Below are 26,222 nucleotides of genomic sequence, written 5' to 3'. Positions count from 1 at the left end.
CAACTCCCGATGCCAGTGCCTTGCGACGCCACCCATAAAGCTGCGAGGGATCCAAGCCTTCAGACCGGGCAATCGCCGAGACATTGGCCCCAGGCTGCAACGTCGCGGCCACGATCCGCGCCTTCTCATCATCCGACCAGTCACGCGGCTTGCGTCGTCTTCGCACCGGCTCCGCCGTCAAAACCTCAAAGGTTCGAGGGTGATTCACACTGTCGCTCATGGAATTCTCCGCATGACTCATGCAGAAAATCGCCGATCAGCAGGCCGAAAGATACGTGGGGTGGCCTACGCGCTTACGCTGTAGTACCAGGACGCACCGGTCTTCGTGATCTTGATCGCGAGGCCAGTGGTGTCCTGATCGCGATAGACGACGGCGGCGGACACGCCCTTCTTGATCTGGTTTTTGACTTTGGTGAGCGTGTGGCCGCTGAAGTGTTCTGATGGCATCCGGGTCTCTTTCTCTGTGTCTGAGAGAAATGGTTGCCCGGAAAGAATCAGTTGGCAAGGGTTAGACCCGAAAACACGCCCTGGTCAGCAGCTAAATCACGTGTGATTTGGAATCACGGCGCTAAATCACATCAAAGAATATTGACGCAAAATAGGTGGACTGAGGTGTGGTCAACAAATTTGGCTTTGTTACTAAGGTCTTGATCTGTCAACTTTGTTAACAACGCTAGAAATCATGGGCAGTGAAAAAGGCGAGACCCGCTGACTCTTAATCAGCGGGTCGTAGGTTCGAGCCCTACATCACCCACCATCTTTTCAGGCACTTAGCCAAGATTTACACTGATTGACGACGATGATTTGGAAGTCGTTTCCAATTCATTTTCCGGTTTCACATTTCAAACGCGACCGGCTCGATCTTGCTTCAACGCTTGTCCATCAGTTCCGTTGCGCCCTCCGCCCAAACATGGCGCAAAACTTCAAACGATGCGCGGTTGCTGTTGCCATTGTGACCGATCAGTCTTTGTCTGACGGGAATTGTCGGATCAGTTCGAAAGCTTGCCGAGCAGAAGGCCGGTCAAGACGCCCAGAAGCGCCGTTGCGATCAGGATGGAGCTCGTGGCTGTCGGATTTTCCCTTGCAGCCTGCACCACGTTCCGGCCTTCGGACCGAGCTTGGTCCGCAATGCTTGCAGCCTTCGCTTTCGATGAATAAAGGGTCTCGTCCGCACGATCGGTGGCGGTATCGATCTTGGTTTTCAGGACGGTCGAGAGCTTACTGATCTGTCTGCGGAGCTCATCGATCTGCGCGTTGATATCCTTGTCCAGCGAGACGTCGGCCATGGTGTTCTCCTGAATAGCGTAAGCCTTTAGGAACGGCCGTAGCTCGCTTTGGTTCCCCGTCGCGATGGATTGATCCTAACTTCAAGCGCTGCCCCGAGGCGAAATTCCTGGTCCAGCAATCGGAGCAGGTCTTGCCAAGGGTTCAGCGGAGATGCAGCAGGAACATGATTGGCGCTGCTATGGACATGGTGAAGAGGAATAGCGAAAGCCCGTATTTCAGCCTTCTCATCCGGCGTGTCTTGATGCCGCTCCAGTCATAGCCCATGAGTATATCCCCTCCGATCGATGGTTTATCGATGTAAGGAAATATCCTAAGAATTGTTTGCGCGAAGCTTGTGGAATAATTCTCTCACTTTAACGGGCGAAGAGCGTCGAATTATACAATCCAGTGCTGCAATATCTACTGTCGGCTTTGTGAGTACAGTGACACATCCTTATTCCCGGTTTGAAAGAACTTTGCATGCAGGCAGCCGCATCGGAAATACCGGCCGAGGCAGCTCGTCATTTGTGTCGATTATTTGCGCCCCGCAGCGGGCTCTGGGCATGGCAGCTGAAATGCATCTGACTCTGCCGGGCGCTGCCCGGCCGCGACGGCTATCGCTTTCTACAGCCCAAATTCAATGCTTTTTATGCCCGCCTTCCATGACGCTGAACACAAAGATGACTGCCAGAATCAGCACCAGCGTATAGTCGAAGGCAGTGAGCAGACGAAGCAGTTCCATGATGTTTCTCCTCCCACAGAGAACACGAGCCAGAACAACCGCTAGTATGTTCTTTCAACCGGCGCATGCCAAGCTTTTTACATCCTGCGACGCAAAAACAATGTTGTGCGCGGCACAAATAACCATTTGTTTGCAAAGGAATATCAGCATTGCATTGACTGCCTTTGGTTGTCTGAAGAGCTGGCACCCGCCGCAATCGTATTGTCAACAAATTTTGTAGAGTATACCATTATCTTCAATGAGATTGCGATTGATCGACACGCAAAAGACTCGCGGCAGATCGATCTTGAGGGAGTTGGCTATTGACCATTGGCTCTGATCGCCAGGCGCGTGAACTGCCTGTTATCGTCATCGTCGGCGGCGGCGTTTCCGGAACGGGGGTTGCCTTCCATCTGCTGCAGCAGCGGTCGTTGCAACCTGGCCAACTCTTCATCTTCGAGCCACGGGAACGTCTCGGGGCAGGGCTTGCCTACGATACGCAAGATCCCGCTCACCGTATCAATGTGCCGGCGGCAAAGATGAGCCTGCTGCCCGATGACATCGAGCATTTTCAACGCTGGCTGCAGCAAAGGGATGCGCTTGCCGACGATGAGGCGGCGGTGGCCGCCAGTGGCAATCTTTTTCCCAGGCGCTCCGTTTTCGGCAATTATATCAATAGCATGATCCATCCTTTCGTCGAGGATGGGCGCGTTGTCCATGTCTGGCAAAGCGTGGAGCGCATCGAGAGGGCAGATGGCCGCTGGGCGGTTACCGGCGCGGCCGGTCAGCGCGTGGATGCGGATATTCTCGTCATCGCCACCAGCCATCCTTCGCCCCTTCCGCCGCAGGTGCTGCAGGATGCGCTTGCCGGTCATCCGCGCTTCGTTCCGGATCCGACGCGGCCGAATGCGCTTGCGGCTATCCGGGCCGAGGATCGTGTGCTGGTTGTCGGCAACGGCTTGACCTCGGCCGACGTCATTGCCTCACTCGAACTCAGGGGGCACATGGGACCGGTCACCGCCATATCGCGACGCGGTCTGCGCTCACGCGGCCATGCGGCGGTGAAGCAGGAACCATTCGGCGATTTCGCCAGTGAGCCTTCGAAGACGGCGCTTGATCTCCTGCGCCGCCTACGGGCCGCGATCCGCGAAGCGCAGAGCGAAGGACACAGCTGGCATGCCGTCATCGACCAGGTAAGGGCGCAGGGCCGGTATGTGTGGCAGGCGCTCCCGATCGAGGAGCGGCGCCGTCTCGTCAGGCATTTGAGGCCGTTCTGGGATGTGCATCGTTTTCGGGTCGCGCCGCAGGTGGAGACAGTCAGCGATCGGGCGATCGAAAGCGGCAGGCTCGAGGTTCTGGCAGCTTCGGTCGCAGGTGTCGTCGTAGCCAACGGCTTCATTGACTGCAGATTGCAGCTCAGCCGGTCCGAGCGATATATGGACAGACAATTCGATGCGGTCGTCGTCACCACCGGCCCCGGACATCGCGGCATTCTGCAATCGCAAGGCTGGATCGAAGAACTATCGGAAGCCGGCTATCTCGCAATGGATCCGGCCCGGCTGGGATTTGCCTGCGATACGCAATCGCGGGCACTTGCTGCCGATGGAACGGTAGCGCCGTCCCTGTTTATTTCCGGACCGCTTGCGCGTGGAACGTTCGGCGAACTCATGGGACTGCCCGAGGTAGTCGAGCATGCCGTTCTGGTCGCCGAACAGGTCGCCGGTGCGATCAGCGATCACGACCATGGGCAAAAGACGGCATATTTGGATAGTAGCGCCGCCTAAATCCAAGAAAAACCGCAAATTCGTTGCTTAGGCGATACAATTGCCTAAATTTACTCATATAAACTATACAATTTGTGAGTTACTATCTTGCTCGTCAGGAGGCGCGGGGTTACTTCCGCAATCCGTGGTGACAGGATGGACCGGTGAGTCTCCCTTGGGTGGCCAAGCCGGGTTTCAACAATCGACTTTGCAGTAAAGCGGACGGCGATGCTTACGAAAAAAGGAAAATACGGACTGAAGGCGTTGGTGGATCTTGCGCGCCTCGGTCCTGGGGAAACGGCATTCATCAACGATATCGCGTTGCGCAACAATATCCCGAAGAAGTTTCTCGATACCATCCTGCTCGAATTGCGCAATGCCGGCGTCTTGCGCTCCAAAAAGGGGCCGGGTGGCGGCTATTCGTTGTCGCGTCCGGCATCGGAAATCCGCATCGGTCATGTCATTCGCACCCTGGACGGCCCGCTGGCGCCGATCCGCTGCGCCAGCCGTACGGCCTACGAAGCCTGTGACGACTGTTCCGATCCCGAGCGCTGTCAGGTGCGGCGCTCCATGACGGAGGTGCGTGACGCCATTGCGGAGATTCTCGACAACATGTCGCTGGAACAGTTTGTTACCGGCGGCGCGGATATCGAGATACCGGAGCGTGAAGACCACCGCGCCTCGCAGATCGGCTGACCGTCCCTACATTTTTCAGACGAGCGAGTTTCTTGCCGGCTTTATGCCGTTGAGATGGTAATTGCCGACGATATTGTGCGTTTTGCGCGCGGGATCAGACAGTGTGTGAATGCGGGCGTTGCGCCAGTGGCGGTCGAGATTGAGCCCGATGCGCGCCGACGTCGCGCCGGCAAGATCGAACAGCGTATTGGATGCTTCCATAGCGATATCAGCGGTAATCGCCTGGGCCGCCGCAACGGAGAGCGCAGCATCGATGACGTGATCCTCGGTGAGGTTGATCTGGGCGGCATCGATCTTGCTGCCGGCACGCTCCACGATCGCTGTTGCGGCCTCGATCCGAATGGCAATCTCGCCGATTCTCGTCACCAGCAATGGATCGTCCACGGCCCGCTTGGAACTGTTATCCGCCGATAGGTGAGGATTGGCCCGCACGAACTCCATGGTCGTCGCAAGTGCGGATCGGGCGATGCCGAGATTGATGCCGGCATGGGTGAGTTGGCTCACGCAGTCGATCACAGTGGGCTCCGTCAGCTTCTCGTGCTGCGAGAGCAGGGCATCGGCGCTGAGATAAACATTATGCAATATGGTCGTGCCGTTTCCGGATGTTCTTTGACCAAAACCGTCCCAGTCGTCGATGATCTGAATGCCCTCGGTATTTCTCGGCAGGATGGCTGCCATCAGCCCGTTGCGCCGGTCCGGAATGAACAGTGCGACCCAGTCCGAGAACAGGATGCTGGCGGAAGGCAGGCTCCGGCCGTTGAGGCGAAAGCCGAGCCCTTCCGGTGACAGATGCAGGCCATCCTGATCCGCCCCGCCGGTCTCGGGTTGGGAAAAGACGCTGCCGAAGCGATCGCCTGCAATGGCTCGTTCGAAGTGGGATGCCCGTTGTTCCTCACTGCCGGCAATCCTGATCGCCTCCAGCACGTGAAAATGCGTCTGCAATATCTGCGCAATGGAAGGATCGGCCTCCGCCAATATGGCAATGACCTCCGCAAGAACGCAGTTCGAAATATCGATGCCGCCATGCTCCGAAGGCACTGAAATGCCGAGGAGGCCTGATATGGACAACGCCTCGATCTCGTCATAGGGCAGGATGCGGTTGATATCGCGGTCGCTTGCCTGCTGCGCGAAATCAGCCGCGAGTGATCGGGCAATATCGAGCGCTTCCTCTTCGCTTTGAACGCGATGCGCGGGCGGCCTGACGCGTTCGCGCAACTGCGAAACAGTCCCCATTCACCACTCCTCGGCCTGCGCCGGATCAGTCTTCCAGGCGCGATAAATCACCAGGATTCGCTTTTCCATCGAGGCGGCATACAACGGATCTTCCTCGGTTGTGCGCGCCACATCCTGGGACATGATAGGCGCCAAATGTAGAAATTGTAAGCGAGCGGTCGATATGCAGTTGCGCGGCAGCGAGCTTCGCAGCTTTCATCTTCCCGTCCGTCATTATCGAAAGCGATGCCACATGGGGCTTCAGGGCTATGAAATGCTATTCCTTTTCCGCCGATTGACCTGGTGGTCATCCACAAGGAGACAGCCAATCCCGCGGCGTTTTCGCGTCGCAACATCGCCAGGCTGATCCTGTCAGGACAAGAAAGCACTTGCTAGCGGCGCATTTTCGCGCTTTCATATACGACTAAATAAGTAGACAATGGCAATAATCCCGCCGCCTTGACGGCTTCCGAGAAGCAATAGGCGGCCGATTGCAGGCATCTGATCTCAGATCAGAGTTGGACCTGCCTGTCGCATCTCTCAGCGGACGAGATATCCAATTGAGAGGATGCGCCGAGTTTTGAGAACTGAAACGGCTTCCGTGCGTTTTGTCAGCCACTGTTTTTCGGCTGCCGAGCACCAGATATCGGAGTTTGAGTTTCTGAGCCCGTAAAGTGAGCAAGCCCCAGGAAAGGCATGATCGACCACCTCTCGCCCCAGGAGTTGATATGACGGTTCAGGGATTTTTTTCCGCCAGGACGAACGCGGCGGCACAGTCTTACGTGATGCCGCGCATTGCCGTTATCGGGCGCGGCTTTTCCGGCATGATGATGGCGATCGCCCTGATGAAGACAGTGCGTTTTCCGTTCCATCTGCAGCTTTTCGATCCCAATTCCCGCGTCAGCGGCGGTCAGGCGCTGGCCTCGGGCCATAGCAGCGAGATTCTCAACAGCCGCGTTCGCGATCTTTCGGTTTCGGCCGGCGATCCCGATGATTTCAATCAATGGCTTTGCAGCAATGCGCCGTTTCGCAGCGCCGTTCCTGCCGCCATACCCAGTTTTCTGCAGATCTTTGTGCCGAAGAGCATTTTTAGCGACTACGTCTATCAGCGTTTTTCCGAGGCCTTCTCATCCCGTCGCGATGTTACGGTACAGGTCAGCAGCGAGACGGTCTTCGGGCTTCGCCGCGTTCGCGGCGGCCGCTTCGTGGTGGAAAGCGATGGTGCCGTCAATGCGCCGTTCGACATGGTGGTAGTGGCGACCGGCTACGGCATCACCGATCAGGAATCGCAGGCCAGCGATCTCGTGAATACCCCGACGACAGTGCGGGCGCGGCGCTTGGTTTCACGCCCGCATACGATCCTGCTCGGCAGCGGCCTGCGCGTCGTCGACCGGCTGCTGCAGATGCGCGACAATGGCTATGCCGGGCAGATCACCATCGTTTCAAGGCGGGGCTTCCTGCCGCAAAGCCACACACGCAACAATGCCGATCCGGTCTTCCCTGCCGATAAGATGCCTGGCAATCTCAGCGAGATCGTTCGCTTTATCCGTCAGGCCTGCGAGGAGGCGGAGGCAAGCGGCCAAAGCTGGCAGGCTGTCATGAATGGCTTGCGCAAGCATGCGCGATCGCTCTGGCGGTCCTTGCCCGCCGGTCAGAAGCAACAGTTCAACCGTCATCTGCGGGCACTCTACGACAGTCATCGTAACCGACTGCCCGAAGCGCTGCACGTCCGCCTGAAGCAGGAGCTGGCCGAGGGGAATACCTTGCTGCAGCGAGGTCATTTCATCCGGCGGACGCCGACCGGGATGGTTTTGAGACCCGCGGGCCGATCGGAACCCGAGCAGCTCTACGCCGATGACGTCATCGACTGTCGATGCCAGGCGCCCGATCTGAATGCGCCGTTGCTGCGCAGCCTGATCGACGCCGGCCTTGCGGTACCCGACGAACTCGGCCTCGGTCTGGCCGTCGAGGCGAGTGGTGCGCTCGAGGTCAATGGCCGCACGACGGAAGGGCTTTTCGCCATCGGTCCCTTGGGGCTTGGAAGCCTCCCCGATATCGATCTGGTGCCGGAGATCGTGACCCAGGCCTATGCCGCAGCCGAAAACATGGCGGAACGTTTTCATCCGCAGTGCAAGGCCGGCTAACGTTTCTCTGCCTGGCTTAAGCAAGTCGGCTCGCCGATCCCGGCCTGTCGAAGGGGTGGCTTTTATCCTGATATCCTGGAGCAGACGGCCATGGACGCCCCATTGCCAAGGCATTTACCTGGCCTATTTGCGGACAGGCATGAGCAGTCCGACACGTTGTCTTCGTGATGAGGCGGGCAATATCCGGCTTCTGGCGCTATTCTGGATGGGATAAAGGCGTGGAATGCCTTTGTGTCGCCTTTCTTTGTCTTACAAGGCGTACGCGTAAAGACTATGAAATTCGCAATCACACTTCAGGAAGACTCGGTTCTCGATTTTCTTCGGCGATTCGGTCATCCGCTGCCTGCGAGTTACGTGCGACGAGGAGCTTTGCTTGCGCCCGCTGAAATGCCGTCTTTTTCTGCTGCCCCTTTTGCTATTGGGATTGGGAGCCGTTACTGCCACCCTTCCACAGGCTGGCGGCTATGCTTTTGCGCAGGATCAACAGCCGGCCCAGCAGCCGCAACAAACGGACCAGCAACAGCCCACACAGCTTGCAAACGGGTTGCTGGATGCGGCCGTTGCCGATCTCAACAAGGTAAAGAAGACATACGACACCCTCCAGGAGAGCGCAAAGCAATCGGGTAGCGATGACGAGACGCTGGTGGCGCTGTCAGGCCGTGTCGACGATCTCAATCGCTCCGTCACTGCAATTTCAGCGCGCCTGAAACCCCGCACCGCCGAGATCGATACGCGCCTGGCCCAGCTGGGCGCCGCTCCCAAAGAGGGCCAGCCGCCGGAAGCACCGATCGTCGCGCAGGAGCGCGACCGGCTCAATGCCGAGCGCGCGCAGATCAGTGCCGTGATCCTCGATGCCGATAATCTGACTGCAGAGACCAATCGACTTTCCATGCAGCTCATGGAGATGCGTCGAAGGCTGTTCGCAGAGACATTGTTCAAGCGAACGGAGATTTCCGGTGCCACATTCGACGACGCGGGTGCGGCTCTCGTCGATGAGGGCGTCAAGTTCAGCGGCGCCGTGGCGAGCTGGATCGGCTTCGTACTGAAAGCCAAGCTTGTTTCGTTCCTCACCGCCGTTTGTCTCTCGATCGGCGCGGCACTGCTATTCCTTGTCGGTGGCTACAGGCTGTTCCGCCGCTATTATGTGCAGGACGAGGCCATCGAGAATCCGCCCTATATCAGCCGGCTCTCCGTCGCCTTCTGGTCGACGCTGATCCGCACGCTGTCGCTGGCGGCATTTCTCGTCACGTCGTTCTTTTTCCTTTCGAATTTCAATGTGCTGCGGCCGGATATCGCGCCGATTCTGGCGGCGGTCTTCGGTTTCATCGGGCTTGTCTATTTCGTCGGCCGCCTGAGCAACGCCGTCTTTGCGCCGTTCCGGCCACACTGGCGCCTCGTCAAGCTGTCGAACAAGGGCGCGCATTCGCTGGCCTGGTGCCTGCAGGCAATGGCCGTGGTCAATGGTTTGGACTACGTCTTCGACCGCATCAGCGAATCCATGGGTTCGCCCGTCGTCGTCACAGTGGCAAAGAGCTTCCTGGCGGCGCTGTTGATCGGCCTCATTCTGATTGCCGCCTCGTTCGGCTCGCCGATGCTGGCCAAGAATGGCGATCCGGATGCGCCTGGGCGGCATTGGCCGCACGGCATGGCCATCATTCTCCGTGTTCTCGGCATATTGGTGATCTTCATCTCGTTCATCGGCTATGTCGGTCTCGCCCGCTTCATGGCAACGCAGATGATCGTGACGAGCGCCGTCATCGCGACCATGTATCTCGGCTTCCAGCTCGGCAAGGCCGTGTCGAAGCAGGGCGTCTTTGCCGAAACGATCATCGGCCGCTTTCTGGAAAACCGGCTGAAGCTTCGCGAAGTGGCGCTCGATCAGGCCGGCCTTGCTGCCGGGCTCGCGACCTATGCCGTCGCGCTGCTGACGGGCATTCCGCTGATTCTGCTGTCCTGGGGCTTCCATATCCAGGATCTGGAAGTCTTCGCCTATCGGCTGTTTACCGAGATCAAGATCGGCAACATGTCGATCTCGCTGCTCGGCATCTTCGTCGGTATTCTGCTGTTTGCCGGAGGCTATCTGGTCACGCGCTGGTTCCAGCGCTGGCTCGACAGCAATGTCATGGCGCGCGGGCAGGTGGATCTCGGCGTCCGCAACTCCGTGAGGACCGGTATCGGCTATCTCGGCATAGCCTTGGCGGCCATCTTTGCCATTTCCGCTGCCGGCATCGATTTGTCCAGCCTCGCGCTCGTCGCGAGTGCCCTTTCGGTCGGTATCGGTTTCGGCCTGCAGAATATCGTGTCGAACTTCGTGTCCGGCCTGATCCTTCTGGTCGAACGGCCTTTCAAGGTCGGTGACTGGATCGTGTCGGGTACTTCGGAAGGCATCGTCAAGCGCATCTCGGTGCGCGCGACGGAGATCGAGACCTTTCGAAAACAGTCGATCATCGTGCCGAATTCCGAACTCATCAACGCTTCCGTCGGCAACTGGACGCATCGCAACCGCCTCGGCCGTTCGGAAATTCCGGTATCCGTCAGCTACGATGCCGATCCGCGCAAGGTCATGGATATTCTGCTGGAACTGGTGCGCGCGATCCCGAAGGTTCTCAGAAATCCCGAACCGCACGTGGAGTTCCTGCGCTTCGGTCCGTCATCGCTCGATTTCGAGATGCGCTTCTACCTCTCGGATCTTTCCGACGGCATGGAGATCCGCAACAATCTGCGCATCGAAATCCTGAAGCGGTTCAAGGAAGAGGGGATTGCCATTCCCTATCCGCATCAGGAGCTGCATATCGTACGCGATGGCAGGAGAGAGCGGCACGGTGATATTGCGGCCAGCGTATTGACGGATTCCGCCAATGGTCCGGAGGCCGATGCGGCGGAAGGTGCTGCTCCGTCCGAGGAGAATGCTTCCGAGGTTAAGGGTGCCGGCCGTCGCCGCGGCAGAACCGCAGCGGAATGAGCCGGGCAGCAGGTTCCGACCTGGTTTATACCGTATGTCGGTGGGCCGGGCCGGGGCTTGTAGCCGAGATCAGCGGCACGCGATGCTTCATGCTTGACGATTATCGACCGGTTCCAAGGGCCCGAACATTCGCGTGCGTCCGCGGCGGATGCCCGCCTTTCTTCATCTATCTTTCTTCATCTATGGGAAACCAGTCGGCTTAATGAATCCGCAAAAGCTTTGTACTAGAAAAGTACAGAGGGGATCATTTTCAATAACAGGTTTTCATTATGCCATTTCTGGGTGTTTCGGGGATGCAATATTCCGGCGCGTCTCTTGCCGGCTCGCGCATTCTTCTCGTCGAGGATTCCAATCTATTTACCGCGATGATCCGAGCCAGGCTCAAGGAGCTTCTGGACATCGATGTCGAGATTTGTCGGAACTTCGAGGAATTGCAGCTTGCCTATGACAAGTCGTCCGAGCCGATCAAGCTGGCGATCTCGAATATGAACCTGCCGGGAGCCGAGAAGGGCGAAGCCCTAGCTTATCTGGTCGATCTCAGCATTCCGACCATCGCTTTCACCGGCACCTTCCTGGAAGGTACGCGCGACGAGCTGATCGCCAGGGATGTCGTCGACTACATTCTCAAGGACAATGTGTTTGCGGTCGACATGCTGGCGGAGTCGATCTGCCGCTTTCTCACCAACCACCGCCATCATGTGCTGATCGTCGATGACAGTGCTACGGCGCGCGCTTTGCTGTCCAGCCGCCTGAAGCGTTATAACTTCCGTGTCAGCGTTGCCGAGAGCGGCGCCAAGGCCCTCGACATCCTGAAAGCCAATCCGGATATCGGCCTTATGGTCACGGACTATAACATGCCCGACATGGACGGCTTCGAGCTGACGCGGCGCATTCGCGCCACCACGGGCTCGCATCAGCTGCGCATCATCGGCGTTTCATCGTCCAGCAACCGACTGCTGTCGGCACGCTTCCTCAAGGCCGGTGGCAACGACTTTATCCTGCGGCCATTCATCGACGAGGAATTCTACTGCCGCGTGAATCAGAATCTCGATACGCTGCTGCAAATCCAGACTGCGCGTAAAGTCGAGGAAACCGCGTAGGCGCTGCAGCAACGGGCGCGTCGGCTGCAAAAAAATGTGAGGAAAAATCATTTTTGTATAAATCTCCGCAATCTATGGTTCCAATTTTTTCACGAATCCTGTTCAGGATGAAGTGAGGAACGGTTTGGCAGACCCTGCGATTGACAGAGATTCAGGCGCCTATGGCGTGGGAGGAATTGAAGGGAAATGGTACTGCATGTGGGATCTCCGGGCGATGGCAGCGGCCACCGCGACGGTCACCGGAAGATACTTCTGGTGGAGGATTCCCGTATGTTTTCCGCCGTGCTTTCACATCGGTTCGAGACCGAGCTCGGCCTGGCGGTCACGCATTGCCCATCGTTGAAAATATTGAATGAGGCGCTGATGAATGCCGGTGATGGCTTCACCATGGCTGTGATCGACCTCAATTTGCCCGACGCCCCCCATGGCGAAGCTTTGGATGTCGCGGTCGCCCACAATATTCCCACTATCGTTTTCACAGCCTCTTTCGATGTCGCGACACGCAACCGTATCATGGAGCGCAGCGTCGTCGATTACGTGCTCAAGGACGGCGAGTTTGCGCTCGACAATCTGGTCTCATCCGTCCGGCGCGCCATTGCCAATCGATCGACGCGCGTTCTGGTCGTGGATGATCTGCCGTCGGCCCGAAAGATGCTGACGGATTTGCTATATGCCCAACAATTCAAAGTCACCGAGGCCGGTACCGGTATCGAAGCCTTGGCGGCGCTCGAGGAGTTCGGCGATATCGAAGTCGTCGTCACCGACTACAACATGCCCGATATGAATGGGCACGAACTGACACGCCGCATCCGCCACCGTTTTGGTTCGGACCGGATGCGGATCATCGGCATTTCGTCGTCGAATGACCGATTGTTGTCCGCGACCTTCTTGAAGGCCGGTGCGAGCGACTTCATCTATCGCCCCTTCGTTCCAGAGGAACTGCAATGCCGTATAGCGTTGAACGTCGAGACTTTGGCGCAGCTGAAGCAATTGCGCGCCGCGGCGGCAAGCGATTATCTGACGGGTCTTTATAACAGGCGTTACTTCTACGACCACGGTCCACGTCTCGTAAATGAATGCCTGCGCCGGCAGCGTCCGAGTTCGGTCGCCATCCTCGATATCGATCATTTCAAGAATCTCAATGATACCTACGGTCACGAGATCGGCGATCAGGTGTTGAAGGCCGTTGCCGGCAGGCTTGGTGCGCTTTTTGAAGGCAGCGACAACCTGCTCTCCCGTCTCGGCGGCGAGGAGTTCGCCATTCTCTTTACCGAAATGAACTCACGCGCGGCGACCGCGCTTTGCGACGAGGTCCGCCTCAGTCTTGCGGATCTGAAGGTCCATGCCGATGACGAGGAATTGTCGGTGACCGTTTCCATCGGTGTTGCCGAGATCGCCGGATACGAAGCCTTCGACAACTATCTCAACGCCGCCGACCAGTTTCTCTACATGGCGAAACACAACGGTCGCAATCAGGTCTATTCCGACTTCAAGATGGCTCAGGAGGCGGCGCAATAGGCTGCGCCGCCATAGTTTGATTGCTCGGGCCTTTTAGACGACGATCCCCGTGCGGTTCGTCGACATGGTCAGCTTGCGCTCGGCGCGCTCCTGCTGGGGCGAGCGGTTATAGAGTTCGCGATAACACTTGGAGAAGTGCGAGGCGGAGACGAAGCCGCAGGCGACAGCGACCTCCACGACCGGCATGGAGGATTGCACGAGCAGATGCCGGGCGCGATCCAGGCGAATTTCAAGATAGTAACGGGCTGGAGAGCGGCCCATTTCCTGGCGGAACAGGCGCTCGATCTGGCGGCGCGACAGGCCGGCATCGTCGGCGATTTCCAGAAGCGACAGCGGCTCGGCGAGATTGCTTTCCATCAGCTCGATGATCGACAGCACCTTCGAATTCTGCACGCCGAGACGCGCGCGCAGCGGCAGGCGCTGGCGATCGTGCGGGCTGCGCACGCGATCGGTCAGCTGCTGTTCGCAGACGCGATTGACAAGGTTTTCGCCGAAGTCCTGACCGATCAGGTTCAGCATCATATCGAGCGAGGCGGTGCCGCCAGCGCAGGTATAGAGATTGCTGTCGACCTCGTAGAGATCGGCATAGACTTCCGCCTGCGGAAAAGTTTCCGAAAAGCCTGGCAGGTTCTCCCAGTGGATCGCACAGCGCTTGCCGTTCAACAGACCCGCCTGGGCAAGCACATGCGCGCCCGTACAGAGGCTGCCGACGGCGACGCCGCGATTGTACGTCTCGCGCAGCCAGGCGTTGACGGACTTGTTGTGGAACTCTTCGACATAGATGCCGGAACAGACCAGTACCATGTTCGGGCGGTTCTCGCCGCCGAGATAGCGGCGCTCGTCCGTGAGGGAGGAATTGACCTCCAATCCGATGCCGCTGGAGGAATAGACTTTCTGACCATCCGTCGAGGCAAGTCGCCATGTGTAGGCGGGATAGCCCAGCATGCGATTGGCAATCCGCAGCGTCTCGATCGCGGCGGAAAACGGCAGCATGGTGAAATGCGGGACGAGGAAGAAAACCAGGGAACGCGTCTTGATCGGGGTCTTGCTCATGTCGTGAAAATCCATGCTCCAGGGCCGTTACGTATTCCTTGCGTCAAATACGTCGGTCCGATGGTCTATAAGCGACATTGGCATGGATAATCGCGGCCGCAAAGGGATATTTGCGTCTACCATGAAAAATAGGGGGCTACAGGAGGGAAGCGAAGCGGAGCCGAGCGATATGCTCAAGCGGCAAAATATATTTGCGGGTAATTCTCAAGATTAAAGCGCGGTTCGCATCTGGATGCGCAAATGTTCAAAAGGCGACGCTCGTTCGGGTTGAGCGTCGCCTTCAGTCGTTATGCTCTTTGATTCTCATCGGGTGGCTTTCGGCTTCTTGACTTCGTTTGCGGCCGGCCAACCCAAGTCCTTGCGCATATCATCGGACAGAGATTCCAGCTCACGAAGGGAGCGCCACTGCTGCCAGCGATTTGCAAGACGGGAAAAGAAGGGCATGTAACTTCCGCTTGACGGAAATGGGTTCCGCGTGCCGGTGTGTCTATAACTGATGGTCGTCATTTTCAGGGTCCTTTCAGTGTCAACCGCTCAAAATGTCACGGGTTTAATATGGGCTCGGCAGATCCATCAATCAAACGAATAGATCTTATAGCTGCCATTAGTATTCTTGAACGAACGCAGCCTGCCGGGTTTTCGCTCCAGCGCTGATAATGTGCGATCCGGCGGAAGGCCGCGTGCATTGACATCATCGATCAGATGAGCGGGGAACCTGGTGGCAATCTCGTCTAGCGTATGCTGTGCCATGCGCTGTATTTTGCGAAGGCGTAACAGAGAGAACAGCCGTGAGGCTTCGTTTGATACCGTGCCAGCCATGATTTTACTCCTTTGGGCTGTCTGCGACGAATTTCCATTAGGTCTAATATGGTGCTTCGTTGACATTCAGACAAATGAAATGATATGGTGCTTAGGATCAGAAAAATTGAAAGGTAATCGATATGACCGTACCGTTCCGCCGGCCCATACCGTTGCTTGACAATGAAGTTCTGCGTACCTTTGTCGCGATCGCCGAAACGGGTAATTTTTCGACTGCCGCCGATGCTGTCTTTCGCACGCCGTCGGCCGTTTCCATGCAGATCAAGAAACTGGAAGAGCAACTCGGCGTGACGCTGTTCCTGCGCGATGCGCGCTCGGTCAGCCTGACGCAGCACGGCGAGATGCTGCTTTCTTATGCGCGCAATATTCTGGCGCTCTCCAACGAGGCTGTCTCGCGCTTCATCATGCCTGAACTCAGTGGTGTGGTACGGCTTGGCGCTCCCGACGATATCGGCGAGCGCCTGCTGCCGACGATTCTCAGGAGTTTTTCAGAGAGCTATCCGGGCATCATGGTGGATGTCGTCGTCGATATGAGCATCCAGCTCAAGAAGCGGATCGAGGAGCAGCGGCTGGATCTCGCGCTGATCAATTGCGCGACGCGGCCTTTCCCGACCGAGGGTGAGGTGATCTATACGGAGCGTCTCGTCTGGGCCGGCGCCAAGTGCGGCACGGCCTATCGCCGCGATCCACTGCCGATTTCCATCTGGGAGGAAGGCTGCATCTGGCGATCGGAGGCGATGGCACAGCTGGAACGGCAGAAGCGGCCCTATCGCGTCTCCTATCTCAGCGCCCATACGATGGCGCAACGCGCCGCCGTGGTTTCCGATCTCGCCATCGCGCCGTTTCCACGGTCCTACGTCACGGAAGATATGGAGATCCTTGGGCCGAACGAGGGATTGCCGGAGCTGACACCTTTCGATATTCGCCTGCTGACGGCATCGCAGATGACCGGGCCGATGAAGGCGGTGGCAGACAGCATCCGCCAAGCCTTCGTCGAGATCGGGCGCAAAATGGCCGCGTGATACGCGGCCAGCCATTTCCTATTCGCGGCTGCGGCGACGCCTGCGGCCGCCGCCTTCTCCGCCATCGTCGGAGATTTGCTTGCGCTCGGGCAGGGTGACGACCTTCGAAAGTTCCGGGAAGCTGTCTACCTTGTTCGGCAAAGCCATGGCGTAGACGAAATGTTCCTGAAACTTTGATTCAAGCGCCGTCTCTATCTTCTCGATTTTCCTGACGGTTTCTTCGATCTCGCGACGATGGCCGCGATTGAGCAGTGCCATGCGCGCGCCAGTGCCGGCGGCATTGCCGACGGCCTTGACCTTGTCGAGTTCACAGTCGGGAATGAGCCCAAGCACCATCGCATATTTCGGATCGATGAAAGTGCCGAAGGCGCCGGCAAGGCCGATGCGGTCGACGTGATCGATGCCCTGCTTATCCATCAACAGCTTGACGCCGGCATAAAGCGCGGCTTTGGCAAGCTGAATGGCGCGGATATCGTTCTGCGTAACCGTGATGCGCGGTTCGCCATCGCGCAACAGGTAGGAGTAGGTGCGGCCATTCTGCAGGATGCGCGGCGAACGCGCCGCCATAGTGCCATCGACCACGCCATCTTTCGAGATGATGCCGGTGAGGAACATTTCGGCGACGACCTCGATGATCGCCGAGCCGCAGATGCCGGTCACGCCGACCTTGGCGGCCGCTTCCTCGAAGCCTGGCTCGTCCGACCACGGTTCGATGCCGATGACACGGTAGCGAGGCTCCAGTGTGACGGGATCGATGCGCACGCGTTCGATCGCTCCTGGGGCAGCGCGCTGACCGCTGGAAATCTCTGCGCCTTCGAAGGCGGGTCCGGTCGGCGAAGAGGCGGCGACGACACGATGGCGGTTGCCGAGCACGATCTCGGCATTGGTGCCGATGTCGACCAGCAGCATCATCTCATCCTGGCGATGCGGCCCTTCGGCGAGTGTTGCGGCAGCCGCATCGGCGCCGACATGGCCGGCGATGCAGGGCAGCATGTAGATGCGCGTGCCGGCATTCATCGGCAGGCCGATGTCGGCCGATTTCAGATGTACTGCGCCGGATACGGCAAGCGCAAAGGGTGCGCCACCAAGTTCGGTCGGGTCGATGCCGAGGAACAGGTGGTGCATGATCGGGTTGCCGACGAAGACGGCGTTCAGAATATCCTGACGCGACACGCCGCCATCGGCGCAGACCTTGTCAATCAAGCCGTTCAAGGCTTCGCGAACGGCGTTGGTCATCGCCTCGCGGCCGTCCGGGTTCATCATCACATAGGAGACGCGGCTCATCAGATCCTCGCCGAAGCGGATCTGCGGGTTGGAGGCGCCAGCCGACGCGACGGTTCTGCCCGACAGCAGTGACGACAGATGCATGGCGATCGTCGTCGAACCGATATCGCAGGCAATGCCGTAAGCTTCGTTCTTCAGGCCGGGATAGAGCGCGATCAGGCGAGGGCGCTCGCTATCCTGATCACGATGAATGGCGGCGGTCACCTTCCATTCGCCCTTGCGCAGGATCGACTGCACCTGCGGGATAAGGTGGAAATCCACTTCGAGATTATCGTATTTCCAATCCGCCGCGATTGCCGCCTTCAGGCGATCCAGATCGCCAAGCGGCTTGTGCATATCGGGCTCCTCGACCTCGACGTAGCACATGTGCACGGCCGCATCGCGGGCAATGACGCGTTCGTCGGCTGCTTTTCGCACGACCTGCGCGTTGATGACGGTATCCTGCGGCACGTCGATGACCAGATCGCCCTGGATCAGCGCGGAGCAGGAGAGGCGGCGTCCTTCAGGCAGTTCGCGCACCTCGGCATAGCGCTTTTCCTTCGGCCCGATTGGCGAAAGATGGTCATTGGCCGAGACGATCTTGTGCTTGGCGAAATTGCCTTCCTGCACGGAGACCTGGCAGCGACCGCAGGTGGCCCGGCCGCCACAGACGCTTTCGACATAGACGCCGAGCTGACGGGCTGCCTCCAGTACGGGCGTTCCCACGGGGAAGTGGCCGCGCTTGCCGGATGGCATGAAAAGGACGAGAGGTTTGGCGCTGTCGCTGGCGTCGGCCACGGATCAGCCTTTCTATTTGCTAAGACGGCGCACGTTCGAGCGAACGCGCTTGCTATAGGGTTTTATCGCGGCGTGGGCGACCGCATCGGCGATGCTGCGCTGGCTTGTCTCGCCTGCGGCCGTCAGAGCCGCGAAACCCTGTTGCACCATTGCTGCGTTGACGGCAACGGCGCTTTCCGCTGCAGCCATCATCTTCTCCGAGATCATCCGGTTCATTTCGGCGGCGTTCACGCTGCCGGACAGCGCGTCCATCCACATCTGCTGCAGCCGTATGGCGATCACGACGGGCGCCTGCAGCCAAAGCGTGGCAAGATCGTTGGATAGGCCGCGACCGGATGCCATCTTATTCCCTCGCTGCTCCCGCACCGGCGCGCGCTGCCCGACCGCCACGGCGTCCGCCGCCGGCGGCAGGGGCTGCCGTGGCTGCGGCAGCTGCAACGCCGCCTTCGGCCGGCTTGTAGTCACGATAGGTCATGATCCAGTTGGTGCAATTGGCATCCGTGCCATTCAGCACGTTGGCGGCGCGCACGGCTTCCATTTCCTGCGGGCGGCAGGGATTCATGATGGCGGAGGTCATGCCCGCGCCGATGACCATCGGGATGAAGCCCGCATTGATGCCGTGGCGATGCGGCAGGCCGAAGGAGATGTTGGAAAGGCCGCAGGTCGTGTTGACCTTGAGTTCATTGCGCAGGCGGTACAGCAGCGCGAAAACCTGACGGCCTGCATCGCCCAACGCCCCGATCGGCATGACGAGCGGGTCGACGACGATGTCCTCAGGCTTGATGCCGTGATCCATGGCGCGCTCAACAATCTTCTTTGCAACCGCGAAACGGACGTCCGGGTCCATGGAAATACCGGTCTCATCGTTCGAGATGGCGACGACGGGCACATCGTATTTCTTGACCAGCGGCAGAATGGCTTCGAGCTTTTCCTCTTCGCCCGTGACCGAATTGACCAACGGCCGGCCCTTGGCAACCTTGAGGGCAGCCTCGATCGCCGCCGTGACCGAGCTGTCGATCGAAAGGGGGACGTCGACCAGACCCTGCACGATTTCAAGCGTCTGTACCAGTAGGCCCGGTTCGGTCTCGTTCGGGTTGACCGAGGTGACGCCCGCATTGACGTCGAGCATGGTCGCACCGGCGGCGACCTGTTCCAGCGCGTCCTTGATGACGGTGTCGAAATTGCCTTCGATCATCTCTGCAGCGAGCTTCTTGCGCCCCGTCGGGTTGATGCGCTCGCCGATCACGCAGAAGGGCTGGTCGAAGCCTATGATGATCTCGCGGGTGGCGGAGGCAACGATGGTACGCGTCATATCTGATCCTCTGGTCAGTTGGCCCGATAGCTGGTCTATCGTGCGGTGATCTGGGTTACAAGCCGGCCGGTTCCTCTCCTGGCCTGCTGCTATCGTCTCGAATTCAATGTGCCTGCGGCGGCGTATGATGTGCGGCGATCTCCGCCATTGCCTGCTGGTTTTCTTCTCTGCCTTCGCTGATCTGGTGCAGCCGCTCGGCGACGAGAGCATCGGTGCGGCTCGCCTCGCGTTTCCAAGGCTGGCGGCCCTTCAGAACGCCGGAATCATGCACCATTTCGGCGACATATTCTTCCTGGCGATAGGCCATGACGTGAATGCCGGAAACGCCCTCGATCTCCTTCACCTCGTTGATGATGTCGATGCAGAGCTGCTTGCCTTCCTTCTTCTGATCCTGTGCACCCTCGATGCGCTTGATGACCTCATCGGGAATATGGACGCCCGGTACGTTGGAGCGCATCCAGCGGGCGGTCTTTGCCGAGGCGAGCGGGCCGACGCCGACGAGAATGAAGCATTTTTCGTGGAGGCCGAGATCGCGCACCTTCTTCATGTATTCGCGGAACATCGGCACGTCGTAGCAATACTGGCTCTGGACGAACTGCGCCCCGGCCTCGATCTTCTTTGCCAGCCGATAGGGGCGGAAGTCGTAGGGCGGCGCGAAGGGATTGATGGCGGCGCCGAGAAAGACCTTCGGCGGCGACGTCAGCTTGCGGCCGGAAAGGAATTTGGCGTTGTCGCGCATAATGCGTACGGTTTCGAGCAGCGACATGCAATCGAGATCGAAGACCGGCTTGGCGCCGGGCTGGTCGCCGGCCTGCACGCCGTCACCGGTCAGGCACATGATATTCTGCACGCCCATGGCCGACGCACCCAGCACGTCGCCTTGGATGGCGATACGGTTCTTGTCGCGGCAGGCGATCTGCATGATGGGCGCATAGCCCATCCGCGTCAGCAGCGCGCAGATCCCGACCGACGACATATGACAGTTGGCACCGGAAGCATCGACGGCATTGATGCCATCTACCCAGCCATCAAAGATCGCAGCACGTTCGTAGACGTCTTCCGGATTGGCACTGTCGGGCGGGTTCAGTTCGGCGGTGACGGCAAACTCGCCGCGGCGAAGCACGCGTTCCAGCCGCCCGAGCGAGGAGTGGCCGGGCAGGGGATCGAGCGGCAGATGCGCACCAAGCGGATTTTCATCGATATGCGCCATCGCTCAGGCTTCCTTGCTTGCCGTTTCGCGGGATGCAGCGGCCTCAGCCGTGACGCGGAGCCACGAGGAGGTTTCGCGCAGCGACTGGTTCACGGGCTTCTGCACGTTGAGGATCGCGTCACCGTGGGTCATGTTCCTAGAACCGTTCCAGGCCTGCACCCAGACGCAAGGCATATCGGGCTCCACTTCGCAATTGCCATTGGCGCGAACGCCGCCGCACGGACCGTTGCGCAGCTGCTTGGGACAGTTCATCGGGCAGGACATGCCCGTCGACGACAGAGCGCACTGGCCGCACATGCGGCAATCGAACAGGAAGCCCTTCACATTGCGTTCGATGAAGGTGATCGGGCGCTCCACCCGGTCATAGCCGAGTGCCTTCCACAGCGGATGAAGCAGCAGGAAAGCGTCGGCGAAACGACGGTAGAACCATTCCAAGAAGCGCGAATGACGGACGGCCCAGAGTCGAACGGTATATTTGCGTCGGGCGCGGCGGTTGGGCGAGACGCCGGCTGGGGTATAGGCGCCGCTGGCCGCCTTTGCGCCCGCGGCGGCATTGCCGGGCTTCTGAACGGCATCAGCCATTGTCGCGGCCTCCGGATTTCACCAGTGCCACCAGCCGCTCGCGATCATAGGCGGCCTCGAATTCGCTCGCCGCCTTGTCCGCCTCGGCTTCGAGATCGTCGGAGACCGGCACGGGATCCGCCTTGCGCCATTCGGCCAGGTAGTCGTCGGTTTCGGCGGCGCCGGTGCGCATGGCGCACATGTCTATTGCTTCGGTAAAGCGTAGCGAAAGCTCACGTTTTGCCGTCTGCCTGCCCTTCTTGATAATCACCTGGGCCGGAATGTCCCGCCAGTAGACGACAATGCGATCTGCCATGCACAAATCTCCTCTTCACGCCAGAATGCACGCCGGCAGACCATTGGACTGCGCTCGCCACGACGCGGCACATGCCGAAAAGCGACGCCGCATGAAAAGCTTGTCCGCAAGCGTTCCTAACGGGCATTTTCCTTTGAAATTACCGGGTTCGAACTGTGATTGAATGTGCCTCACTCGTCCAGCATGTCGGTGGCGACAAAGCAGCAGCGGGCGAGAAACGACAGGGCGCCGCAATCAGACGACCGACAGTTCGCGGGCAAGGTCGCCGTAGCCGGTGAAGCGATATTCATAGTCAAGGCCGAGATAGGCGGCGGCTTCCTTCGCCTTCGCCTGCAAGGCGGGATCCTCTTCCTGCGAAAGGTAGACGACCTTGCGATAGTTGCCGAAATACATATCGCGCAGCTCGGGATGACGATCCAGACCCAGTGGGACGACGACGAAGGATTCGAACTGGCGGGCCAGAAAGTCGGTGAGGAAAAACGAGGTGATATCATCCTCACGCGCCGCGAAAGCTTCGTTGCCGGTAAAGAAGGAGTAACAGTGCGGGCCGGACAGGCGTTCTATCCCCTCGCGCTCGCAAATCCTGTCGATATCGCCGCCGGTGCCGCAATCTGCATAACCGATGAAGATCTTGTCGAACCCGCGCGAGCGGGCATCGACGATCGCCTGTTCCAGCGCCGGCGCGATCCTCTGCGGATAGGAATGGTAGATTGCGGGAAGACAGTGCAGGTCGATGTGGTCGAGGCTGTTTATTCTGACGATCGCCAGTATTTCGCGCGCGATTGCGCCGCACGCGATCACATGAACTTTTTGAGTTGCGGCGCGTTTATCGCGCGGAGGGTTTTTCTCCGAATCTTGCCGATCAACATCCATTCAAAGGGGCTCCTGATGATGACCGTATCGACAACAAGCAAAATCGCCGCTGCCTTCGCCGTGCTTATGGTGCTTGCTTCGTGCTCCAACACCATTCGTGGCATGGGCAGGGATACGGCAAACGCCGTCAATGCGACGGAAGACGCCGGTCATACCGTCAAGAAGGCTGCTCAGTAACTCATTTGGGATGTCCACGGGCCGGCGACAACCTTTTCGTCGCCGGCTCGGAGAAATAAAGCGATCAGGCGCCGGCAGCCAGGCTGTTGTGCTTGCGCTTCATGAATTCCTTGGCGGTTTCGACCGCCACGGCTGCGTCGCGGCAATAGGCGTCGGCACCGACGGCCTTGCCGAATTCCTCGTTCAGCGGTGCGCCGCCGACCAGCACGACATAGTCGTCGCGCAGGCCCTTTTCCTTCAGCGTATCAATCACGACCTTCATGTAGGGCATGGTGGTCGTCAGCAGCGCCGACATGCCGAGAATGTCAGGCTGTTCGCGTTCGATGGCGTCAAGATAGTTTTCGACCGGGTTGTTGATCCCCAGGTCGATGACGTCGAAACCGGCACCTTCCATCATCATGCCGACGAGGTTCTTGCCGATGTCGTGAATGTCGCCCTTGACGGTGCCGATCACCATCTTGCCGAGCTTGGGGGCGCCGGTCTGTGCCAGCAGCGGCCGCAGGATCGCCATGCCTGCCTTCATCGCATTGGCCGAAAGCAGCACTTCCGGAACGAAGAGAATGCCGTCGCGGAAATCGATGCCGACGATGCGCATGCCCTCGACCAGCGCCTGGGTCAGGACATCGTAAGGAGCCCAGCCGCGTTCGAGGAGGATATTGGTCGCTTCCTCGATTTCTTCCTTCAAACCGTCATACAGATCGTCATGCATCTGCTGCACGAGCTCTTCATCAGAAAGTTCCGAGAGAATGATTTCGTCGTCAGACATGCGCTCCATCCCATTTTCGTGCAGCATCAGAGACTTGTATAAAACACTGCCGCCATTACGGATAGACCGGAAGGCCGCCAAAACTCTTTTTGAATGCGACGTCGCACGGAACAATCGCGACGGACGAAGAACAGTTGATATTGTCAGCCGATGTCTGTCCTATGCTAATTGCTGGCGCATTAAGGAACGTCCGCTTGTCGGAATCAGGTAGCATGGAGCCTGATAGACGCATTCATGCGCAGGAGTGAGGAAACATCATGGACGATATGATTGAGCAACCGGCTGCAGGCAATGACGGCGGCGGACGGCGTTCGCGCAGCGAGGGCAGGGGTGCGGCAGCGCGGCGCGCTTCGCGCAGCGGCGGCGGGCCGGGTCCTTCGCTCCCCTATATCACCCGTAAGATCGGCGTCTATGAAGTGCTTGACGAAGAGGGCCTGCAGCTCATCGAACGCAATGCCGACAGGGTTCTGGAGGAAATCGGCATCGAGTTTCGCGATGATGCGGAAGCTCTGGCGCTCTGGAAGGACGCCGGTGCCGACGTACGCGGGCAGCGCGTGCATTTTCCGAAGGGACTTTGCCGCGAACTTCTGAAGACCGCGCCGAAGGAATTTACCTGGCATGCGCGCAACAGCGCCCGCAACGCTCATGTCGGCGGCAAGGCGACGATCTTCGCGCCCGTCTACGGCCCGCCCTTCGTGCGCGATCTCGAGGGCAACCGCCGCTATGCGACGATCGAAGATTTCCGCAATTTCGTGAAGCTCGCCTATATGGCGCCGTCGATGCATTCGTCCGGCGGCACGGTCTGCGAGCCGGTGGATATCCCGGTCAACAAGCGCCATCTCGATATGGTCTACAGCCATATCAAATATTCCGACAAGCCGTTCATGGGCTCGGTCACGGCACCGGAGCGTGCCGAAGACACCATCGCTATGGCAAAGATCGTGTTCGGCGACGATTTCGTCGAGAATAATTGCGTAACCCTGAACCTCATCAACGCCAATTCGCCGATGGTGTTCGACGAGACCATGCTTGGCGCCTTGAAGGTCTATGCGCGGCACAATCAGGCTTCGGTCGTTTCGCCCTTCATTCTCTCGGGCGCGATGAGCCCGGTGACGGTCGCGGGCACGCTGACGCAGATTCTGGCCGAAGTGCTGGCCGGAGCTTCCTTCACGCAGCTGATCCGCAAGGGCTCGCCGGTTCTGTTCGGCACCTTCGCCGCATCCATCTCGATGCAGTCGGGCGCGCCGACCTTCGGCACGCCGGAGCCGTCGCTTGTTTCTTACGGTGCAGCGCAGCTTGCCCGCCGTCTCGGCCTGCCGTTCCGTACCGGCGGTTCGCTCTGCGCGTCGAAGGTGCCGGATGCACAGGCCGCGCATGAATCCGCCAATACTTTGAACATGACGCTGCTGGCGGGCACGAATTTCGTGCTTCATGCGGCCGGCTGGCTCGAAGGGGGGCTCGTCTCCTCCTATGAGAAGTTCATGATCGACCAGGACCAGCTCGGCATGATGCAGAAGATGGCTGAAGGTATCGATCTCTCCGACAATGGCCAGGCACTGGATGCCATCCGCGAAGTCGGCCCGGGAAGCCATTATCTGGGCTGCGGCCACACGCAGGCGAATTTCCAGTCCGCCTTCTATCGCTCGCCGCTCGCCGACAACAACTCCTTCGAGCAGTGGGAGATTGAAGGCCAGAAGCGCATCGAGCAGCGCGCCAACGCACTTTGCCGCTCCTGGCTCGATCATTACGAAGCGCCGCCGCTCGATCCGGCCATCGACGAGGCTCTTCTGGCCTATATCCAGAAGCGCAAGGATTCCATGCCGGACGCCTTCACCTGAAGAGAGCCCGAGGCCGCCAGGGAGCAAGGCGGTGCCATACGCGTTGCCGACCTGATCCAGAAGGAAGTCTGGCGGCCGCACTATCAATATAAGGGGCCACGGTGAGCCGCGGCCCTGTCATACTCGAACAGCTCCGTGCGGCGCTCGGCGTCCACGGAGTTTTCGTTCGAGGCGTTGTGTCCTTCAATGAAGGCGAAGGACCGTTGCTGACCAATGGCACGCCCGTGCGCAGCGTCGCGCTGCTGGGCAATATCGGCGGCTCGATCTGGCCGGCATTTTCGGCTTGGCGAGATATGCCCGGCAACGGGACACGCATCGATCCTCTCGACGATTGGTCGAAAGAGATCATCCGTCCGGTCGCAAAGACATTGGGGGCCACGGCTTATTTTCCTTCGGATCCCCCGTGGCAGCCGTTCCAGCGCTGGGCGATGCAGGCCGAGGGATTGCAGCCGTCGCCGCTCGGCATATTGATCCATCCGGAATACGGCCTATGGCATGGATATCGTGGTGCCCTGGGATTTGCCGAGGATTTAAAGGCGGCTCGGACGACAGCGTCTTCTCCGCATCCATGCGCGTCATGCGTGGAGAAGCCTTGCCTCACCGCCTGTCCCGTCGAGGCCATTACCACGACCGGTTTCGATGTTCAGGCCTGTCGCTCGCATTTGCGCACGCAGGAGGGGCAGGCCGGCTGCATGGTCGGCGGCTGCCTCGCACGCAACATCTGCCCTGTCGGTGCAACCTATCGATATCCCGCCGAACAGCTTGCATTCCATATGGCGGCACTTCAGCTTTAGCCTCGCGGGTTCCTCGTTTCGCCGCATTGCGGTGCATT

27 protein-coding genes are annotated in these 26,222 nt (G+C 59.0%); 10 read left to right on the top strand and 17 right to left on the bottom strand.

The genetic code is table 11. From position 1 onward, the window contains the following. From PH552_RS27465 to PH552_RS27450, 4 genes are all read right to left on the bottom strand, one after another. A partial coding sequence (locus tag PH552_RS27465; protein WP_285166369.1) for a transposase occupies positions 1-220 on the bottom strand: 220 nt, incomplete at its 3' end. A 65-nt stretch (positions 221-285) separates the two neighbouring features. Continuing rightward, positions 286-447 carry a hypothetical protein gene (locus PH552_RS27460; protein ID WP_285166422.1) on the bottom strand — a complete coding sequence of 54 codons (162 nt, stop codon included), beginning with the start codon at positions 445-447 and terminating at the stop codon, positions 286-288. A 542-nt stretch (positions 448-989) separates the two neighbouring features. Continuing rightward, positions 990-1,286, bottom strand: coding sequence for a hypothetical protein (locus PH552_RS27455; RefSeq protein WP_112343942.1), 297 nt, complete (start codon positions 1,284-1,286; stop codon positions 990-992). A gap of 142 nt (positions 1,287-1,428) precedes the next feature. Continuing rightward, positions 1,429-1,551 carry a hypothetical protein gene (locus PH552_RS27450; protein ID WP_281024038.1) on the bottom strand — a complete coding sequence of 41 codons (123 nt, stop codon included), beginning with the start codon at positions 1,549-1,551 and terminating at the stop codon, positions 1,429-1,431. A gap of 759 nt (positions 1,552-2,310) precedes the next feature. Between PH552_RS27450 and PH552_RS27445 the strand changes: the two genes are divergently transcribed. Next, positions 2,311-3,771: an FAD/NAD(P)-binding protein gene (locus tag PH552_RS27445; RefSeq protein WP_113249283.1), complete on the top strand. Its 1,461-nt coding sequence runs from the start codon at positions 2,311-2,313 to the stop codon at positions 3,769-3,771. Positions 3,772-3,978: 207 nt separating this feature from the next. Then, the gene (locus tag PH552_RS27440; RefSeq protein WP_112343944.1) at positions 3,979-4,446 is read left to right on the top strand and encodes an RrF2 family transcriptional regulator; all 468 of its coding nucleotides are present in this window, start codon (positions 3,979-3,981) and stop codon (positions 4,444-4,446) included. 15 nt (positions 4,447-4,461) lie between these two features. On the opposite strand, the gene PH552_RS27435 is transcribed toward PH552_RS27440, so the two are convergent. Then, entirely contained in the window at positions 4,462-5,679 is a 1,218-nt protein-coding gene (locus PH552_RS27435; RefSeq protein ID WP_112343945.1) for an SfnB family sulfur acquisition oxidoreductase, read from the bottom strand. Continuing rightward, on the bottom strand, positions 5,680-5,802 hold the full coding sequence (locus PH552_RS27430) for a hypothetical protein (protein WP_281024039.1): 123 nt from the start codon (positions 5,800-5,802) through the stop codon (positions 5,680-5,682). Positions 5,803-6,386: 584 nt separating this feature from the next. Here PH552_RS27430 and PH552_RS27425 point away from each other — a divergent pair. From PH552_RS27425 to PH552_RS27410, 4 genes are all read left to right on the top strand, one after another. Further along, the gene (locus tag PH552_RS27425; RefSeq protein WP_112343946.1) at positions 6,387-7,802 is read left to right on the top strand and encodes an FAD/NAD(P)-binding protein; all 1,416 of its coding nucleotides are present in this window, start codon (positions 6,387-6,389) and stop codon (positions 7,800-7,802) included. A 373-nt stretch (positions 7,803-8,175) separates the two neighbouring features. After that, positions 8,176-10,764, top strand: a complete 2,589-nt coding sequence (locus PH552_RS27420) for a mechanosensitive ion channel family protein (RefSeq protein WP_112343947.1) — start codon at positions 8,176-8,178, stop codon at positions 10,762-10,764. A 269-nt stretch (positions 10,765-11,033) separates the two neighbouring features. Beyond that, complete coding sequence (locus tag PH552_RS27415) at positions 11,034-11,864, top strand: response regulator (protein ID WP_112343948.1); 831 nt, start codon at positions 11,034-11,036, stop codon at positions 11,862-11,864. Between the two features lie 186 nt (positions 11,865-12,050). Continuing rightward, complete coding sequence (locus PH552_RS27410; protein ID WP_112343949.1) at positions 12,051-13,382, top strand: diguanylate cyclase; 1,332 nt, start codon at positions 12,051-12,053, stop codon at positions 13,380-13,382. 33 nt (positions 13,383-13,415) lie between these two features. Here PH552_RS27410 and PH552_RS27405 read toward each other — a convergent pair whose 3' ends face one another. The 3 genes from PH552_RS27405 to PH552_RS27395 all read right to left on the bottom strand — a co-directional run bounded on the left by PH552_RS27405 (position 13,416) and on the right by PH552_RS27395 (position 15,254). After that, positions 13,416-14,435, bottom strand: coding sequence for a GlxA family transcriptional regulator (locus tag PH552_RS27405; RefSeq protein WP_348627044.1), 1,020 nt, complete (start codon positions 14,433-14,435; stop codon positions 13,416-13,418). Positions 14,436-14,738: 303 nt separating this feature from the next. Beyond that, complete coding sequence (locus tag PH552_RS27400; RefSeq protein WP_245430432.1) at positions 14,739-14,879, bottom strand: YjiS-like domain-containing protein; 141 nt, start codon at positions 14,877-14,879, stop codon at positions 14,739-14,741. A gap of 129 nt (positions 14,880-15,008) precedes the next feature. Then, positions 15,009-15,254 carry a hypothetical protein gene (locus PH552_RS27395; RefSeq protein ID WP_112343952.1) on the bottom strand — a complete coding sequence of 82 codons (246 nt, stop codon included), beginning with the start codon at positions 15,252-15,254 and terminating at the stop codon, positions 15,009-15,011. Between the two features lie 122 nt (positions 15,255-15,376). Here PH552_RS27395 and PH552_RS27390 point away from each other — a divergent pair, with 122 nt between their 5' ends. Further along, positions 15,377-16,276: a LysR family transcriptional regulator gene (locus PH552_RS27390; RefSeq protein WP_112343953.1), complete on the top strand. Its 900-nt coding sequence runs from the start codon at positions 15,377-15,379 to the stop codon at positions 16,274-16,276. Between the two features lie 18 nt (positions 16,277-16,294). Here PH552_RS27390 and PH552_RS27385 read toward each other — a convergent pair whose 3' ends face one another. From PH552_RS27385 to PH552_RS27355, 7 genes are all read right to left on the bottom strand, one after another. Next, positions 16,295-18,295, bottom strand: a complete 2,001-nt coding sequence (locus tag PH552_RS27385; RefSeq protein WP_112344063.1) for an ASKHA domain-containing protein — start codon at positions 18,293-18,295, stop codon at positions 16,295-16,297. 54 nt (positions 18,296-18,349) lie between these two features. After that, positions 18,350-18,679: a hypothetical protein gene (locus PH552_RS27380; RefSeq protein WP_112343954.1), complete on the bottom strand. Its 330-nt coding sequence runs from the start codon at positions 18,677-18,679 to the stop codon at positions 18,350-18,352. Between the two features lies 1 nt (position 18,680). Further along, positions 18,681-19,649 (bottom strand): methyltetrahydrofolate cobalamin methyltransferase, encoded by a 969-nt coding sequence (locus PH552_RS27375; RefSeq protein ID WP_112343955.1) that lies wholly within the window; start codon positions 19,647-19,649, stop codon positions 18,681-18,683. A gap of 103 nt (positions 19,650-19,752) precedes the next feature. Further along, positions 19,753-20,859, bottom strand: coding sequence for a methylenetetrahydrofolate reductase (locus tag PH552_RS27370; RefSeq protein WP_112343956.1), 1,107 nt, complete (start codon positions 20,857-20,859; stop codon positions 19,753-19,755). Positions 20,860-20,862: 3 nt separating this feature from the next. Further along, a complete protein-coding gene (locus PH552_RS27365) occupies positions 20,863-21,441 on the bottom strand; it encodes a methylenetetrahydrofolate reductase C-terminal domain-containing protein (RefSeq protein ID WP_112343957.1) in 579 nt (192 codons plus the stop codon). Next, on the bottom strand, positions 21,434-21,736 hold the full coding sequence (locus tag PH552_RS27360; protein ID WP_112343958.1) for a virulence factor: 303 nt from the start codon (positions 21,734-21,736) through the stop codon (positions 21,434-21,436). The genes PH552_RS27365 and PH552_RS27360 overlap by 8 nt, the downstream gene beginning before the upstream one ends. A gap of 234 nt (positions 21,737-21,970) precedes the next feature. Continuing rightward, positions 21,971-22,609, bottom strand: a complete 639-nt coding sequence (locus PH552_RS27355) for a DUF1638 domain-containing protein (protein ID WP_112343959.1) — start codon at positions 22,607-22,609, stop codon at positions 21,971-21,973. Between the two features lie 15 nt (positions 22,610-22,624). Between PH552_RS27355 and PH552_RS27350 the strand changes: the two genes are divergently transcribed. Continuing rightward, positions 22,625-22,786: an entericidin domain-containing protein gene (locus tag PH552_RS27350; protein ID WP_015340221.1), complete on the top strand. Its 162-nt coding sequence runs from the start codon at positions 22,625-22,627 to the stop codon at positions 22,784-22,786. A 64-nt stretch (positions 22,787-22,850) separates the two neighbouring features. On the opposite strand, the gene PH552_RS27345 is transcribed toward PH552_RS27350, so the two are convergent. Beyond that, entirely contained in the window at positions 22,851-23,552 is a 702-nt protein-coding gene (locus PH552_RS27345) for a corrinoid protein (RefSeq protein ID WP_069613213.1), read from the bottom strand. 257 nt (positions 23,553-23,809) lie between these two features. Here PH552_RS27345 and PH552_RS27340 point away from each other — a divergent pair, with 257 nt between their 5' ends. Then, positions 23,810-25,390 carry a trimethylamine methyltransferase family protein gene (locus PH552_RS27340; protein ID WP_112343960.1) on the top strand — a complete coding sequence of 527 codons (1,581 nt, stop codon included), beginning with the start codon at positions 23,810-23,812 and terminating at the stop codon, positions 25,388-25,390. Between the two features lie 101 nt (positions 25,391-25,491). After that, positions 25,492-26,184, top strand: coding sequence for a 4Fe-4S dicluster domain-containing protein (locus PH552_RS27335; protein WP_112343961.1), 693 nt, complete (start codon positions 25,492-25,494; stop codon positions 26,182-26,184). The last annotated feature ends 38 nt before the right edge of the window (positions 26,185-26,222 follow it).

It is taken from the genome of Rhizobium aureum (assembly GCF_030182495.1).
Taxonomy (GTDB): domain Bacteria; phylum Pseudomonadota; class Alphaproteobacteria; order Rhizobiales; family Rhizobiaceae; genus Rhizobium; species Rhizobium tropici_C.
This window is presented reverse-complemented; position numbering and strand designations above follow the sequence as displayed.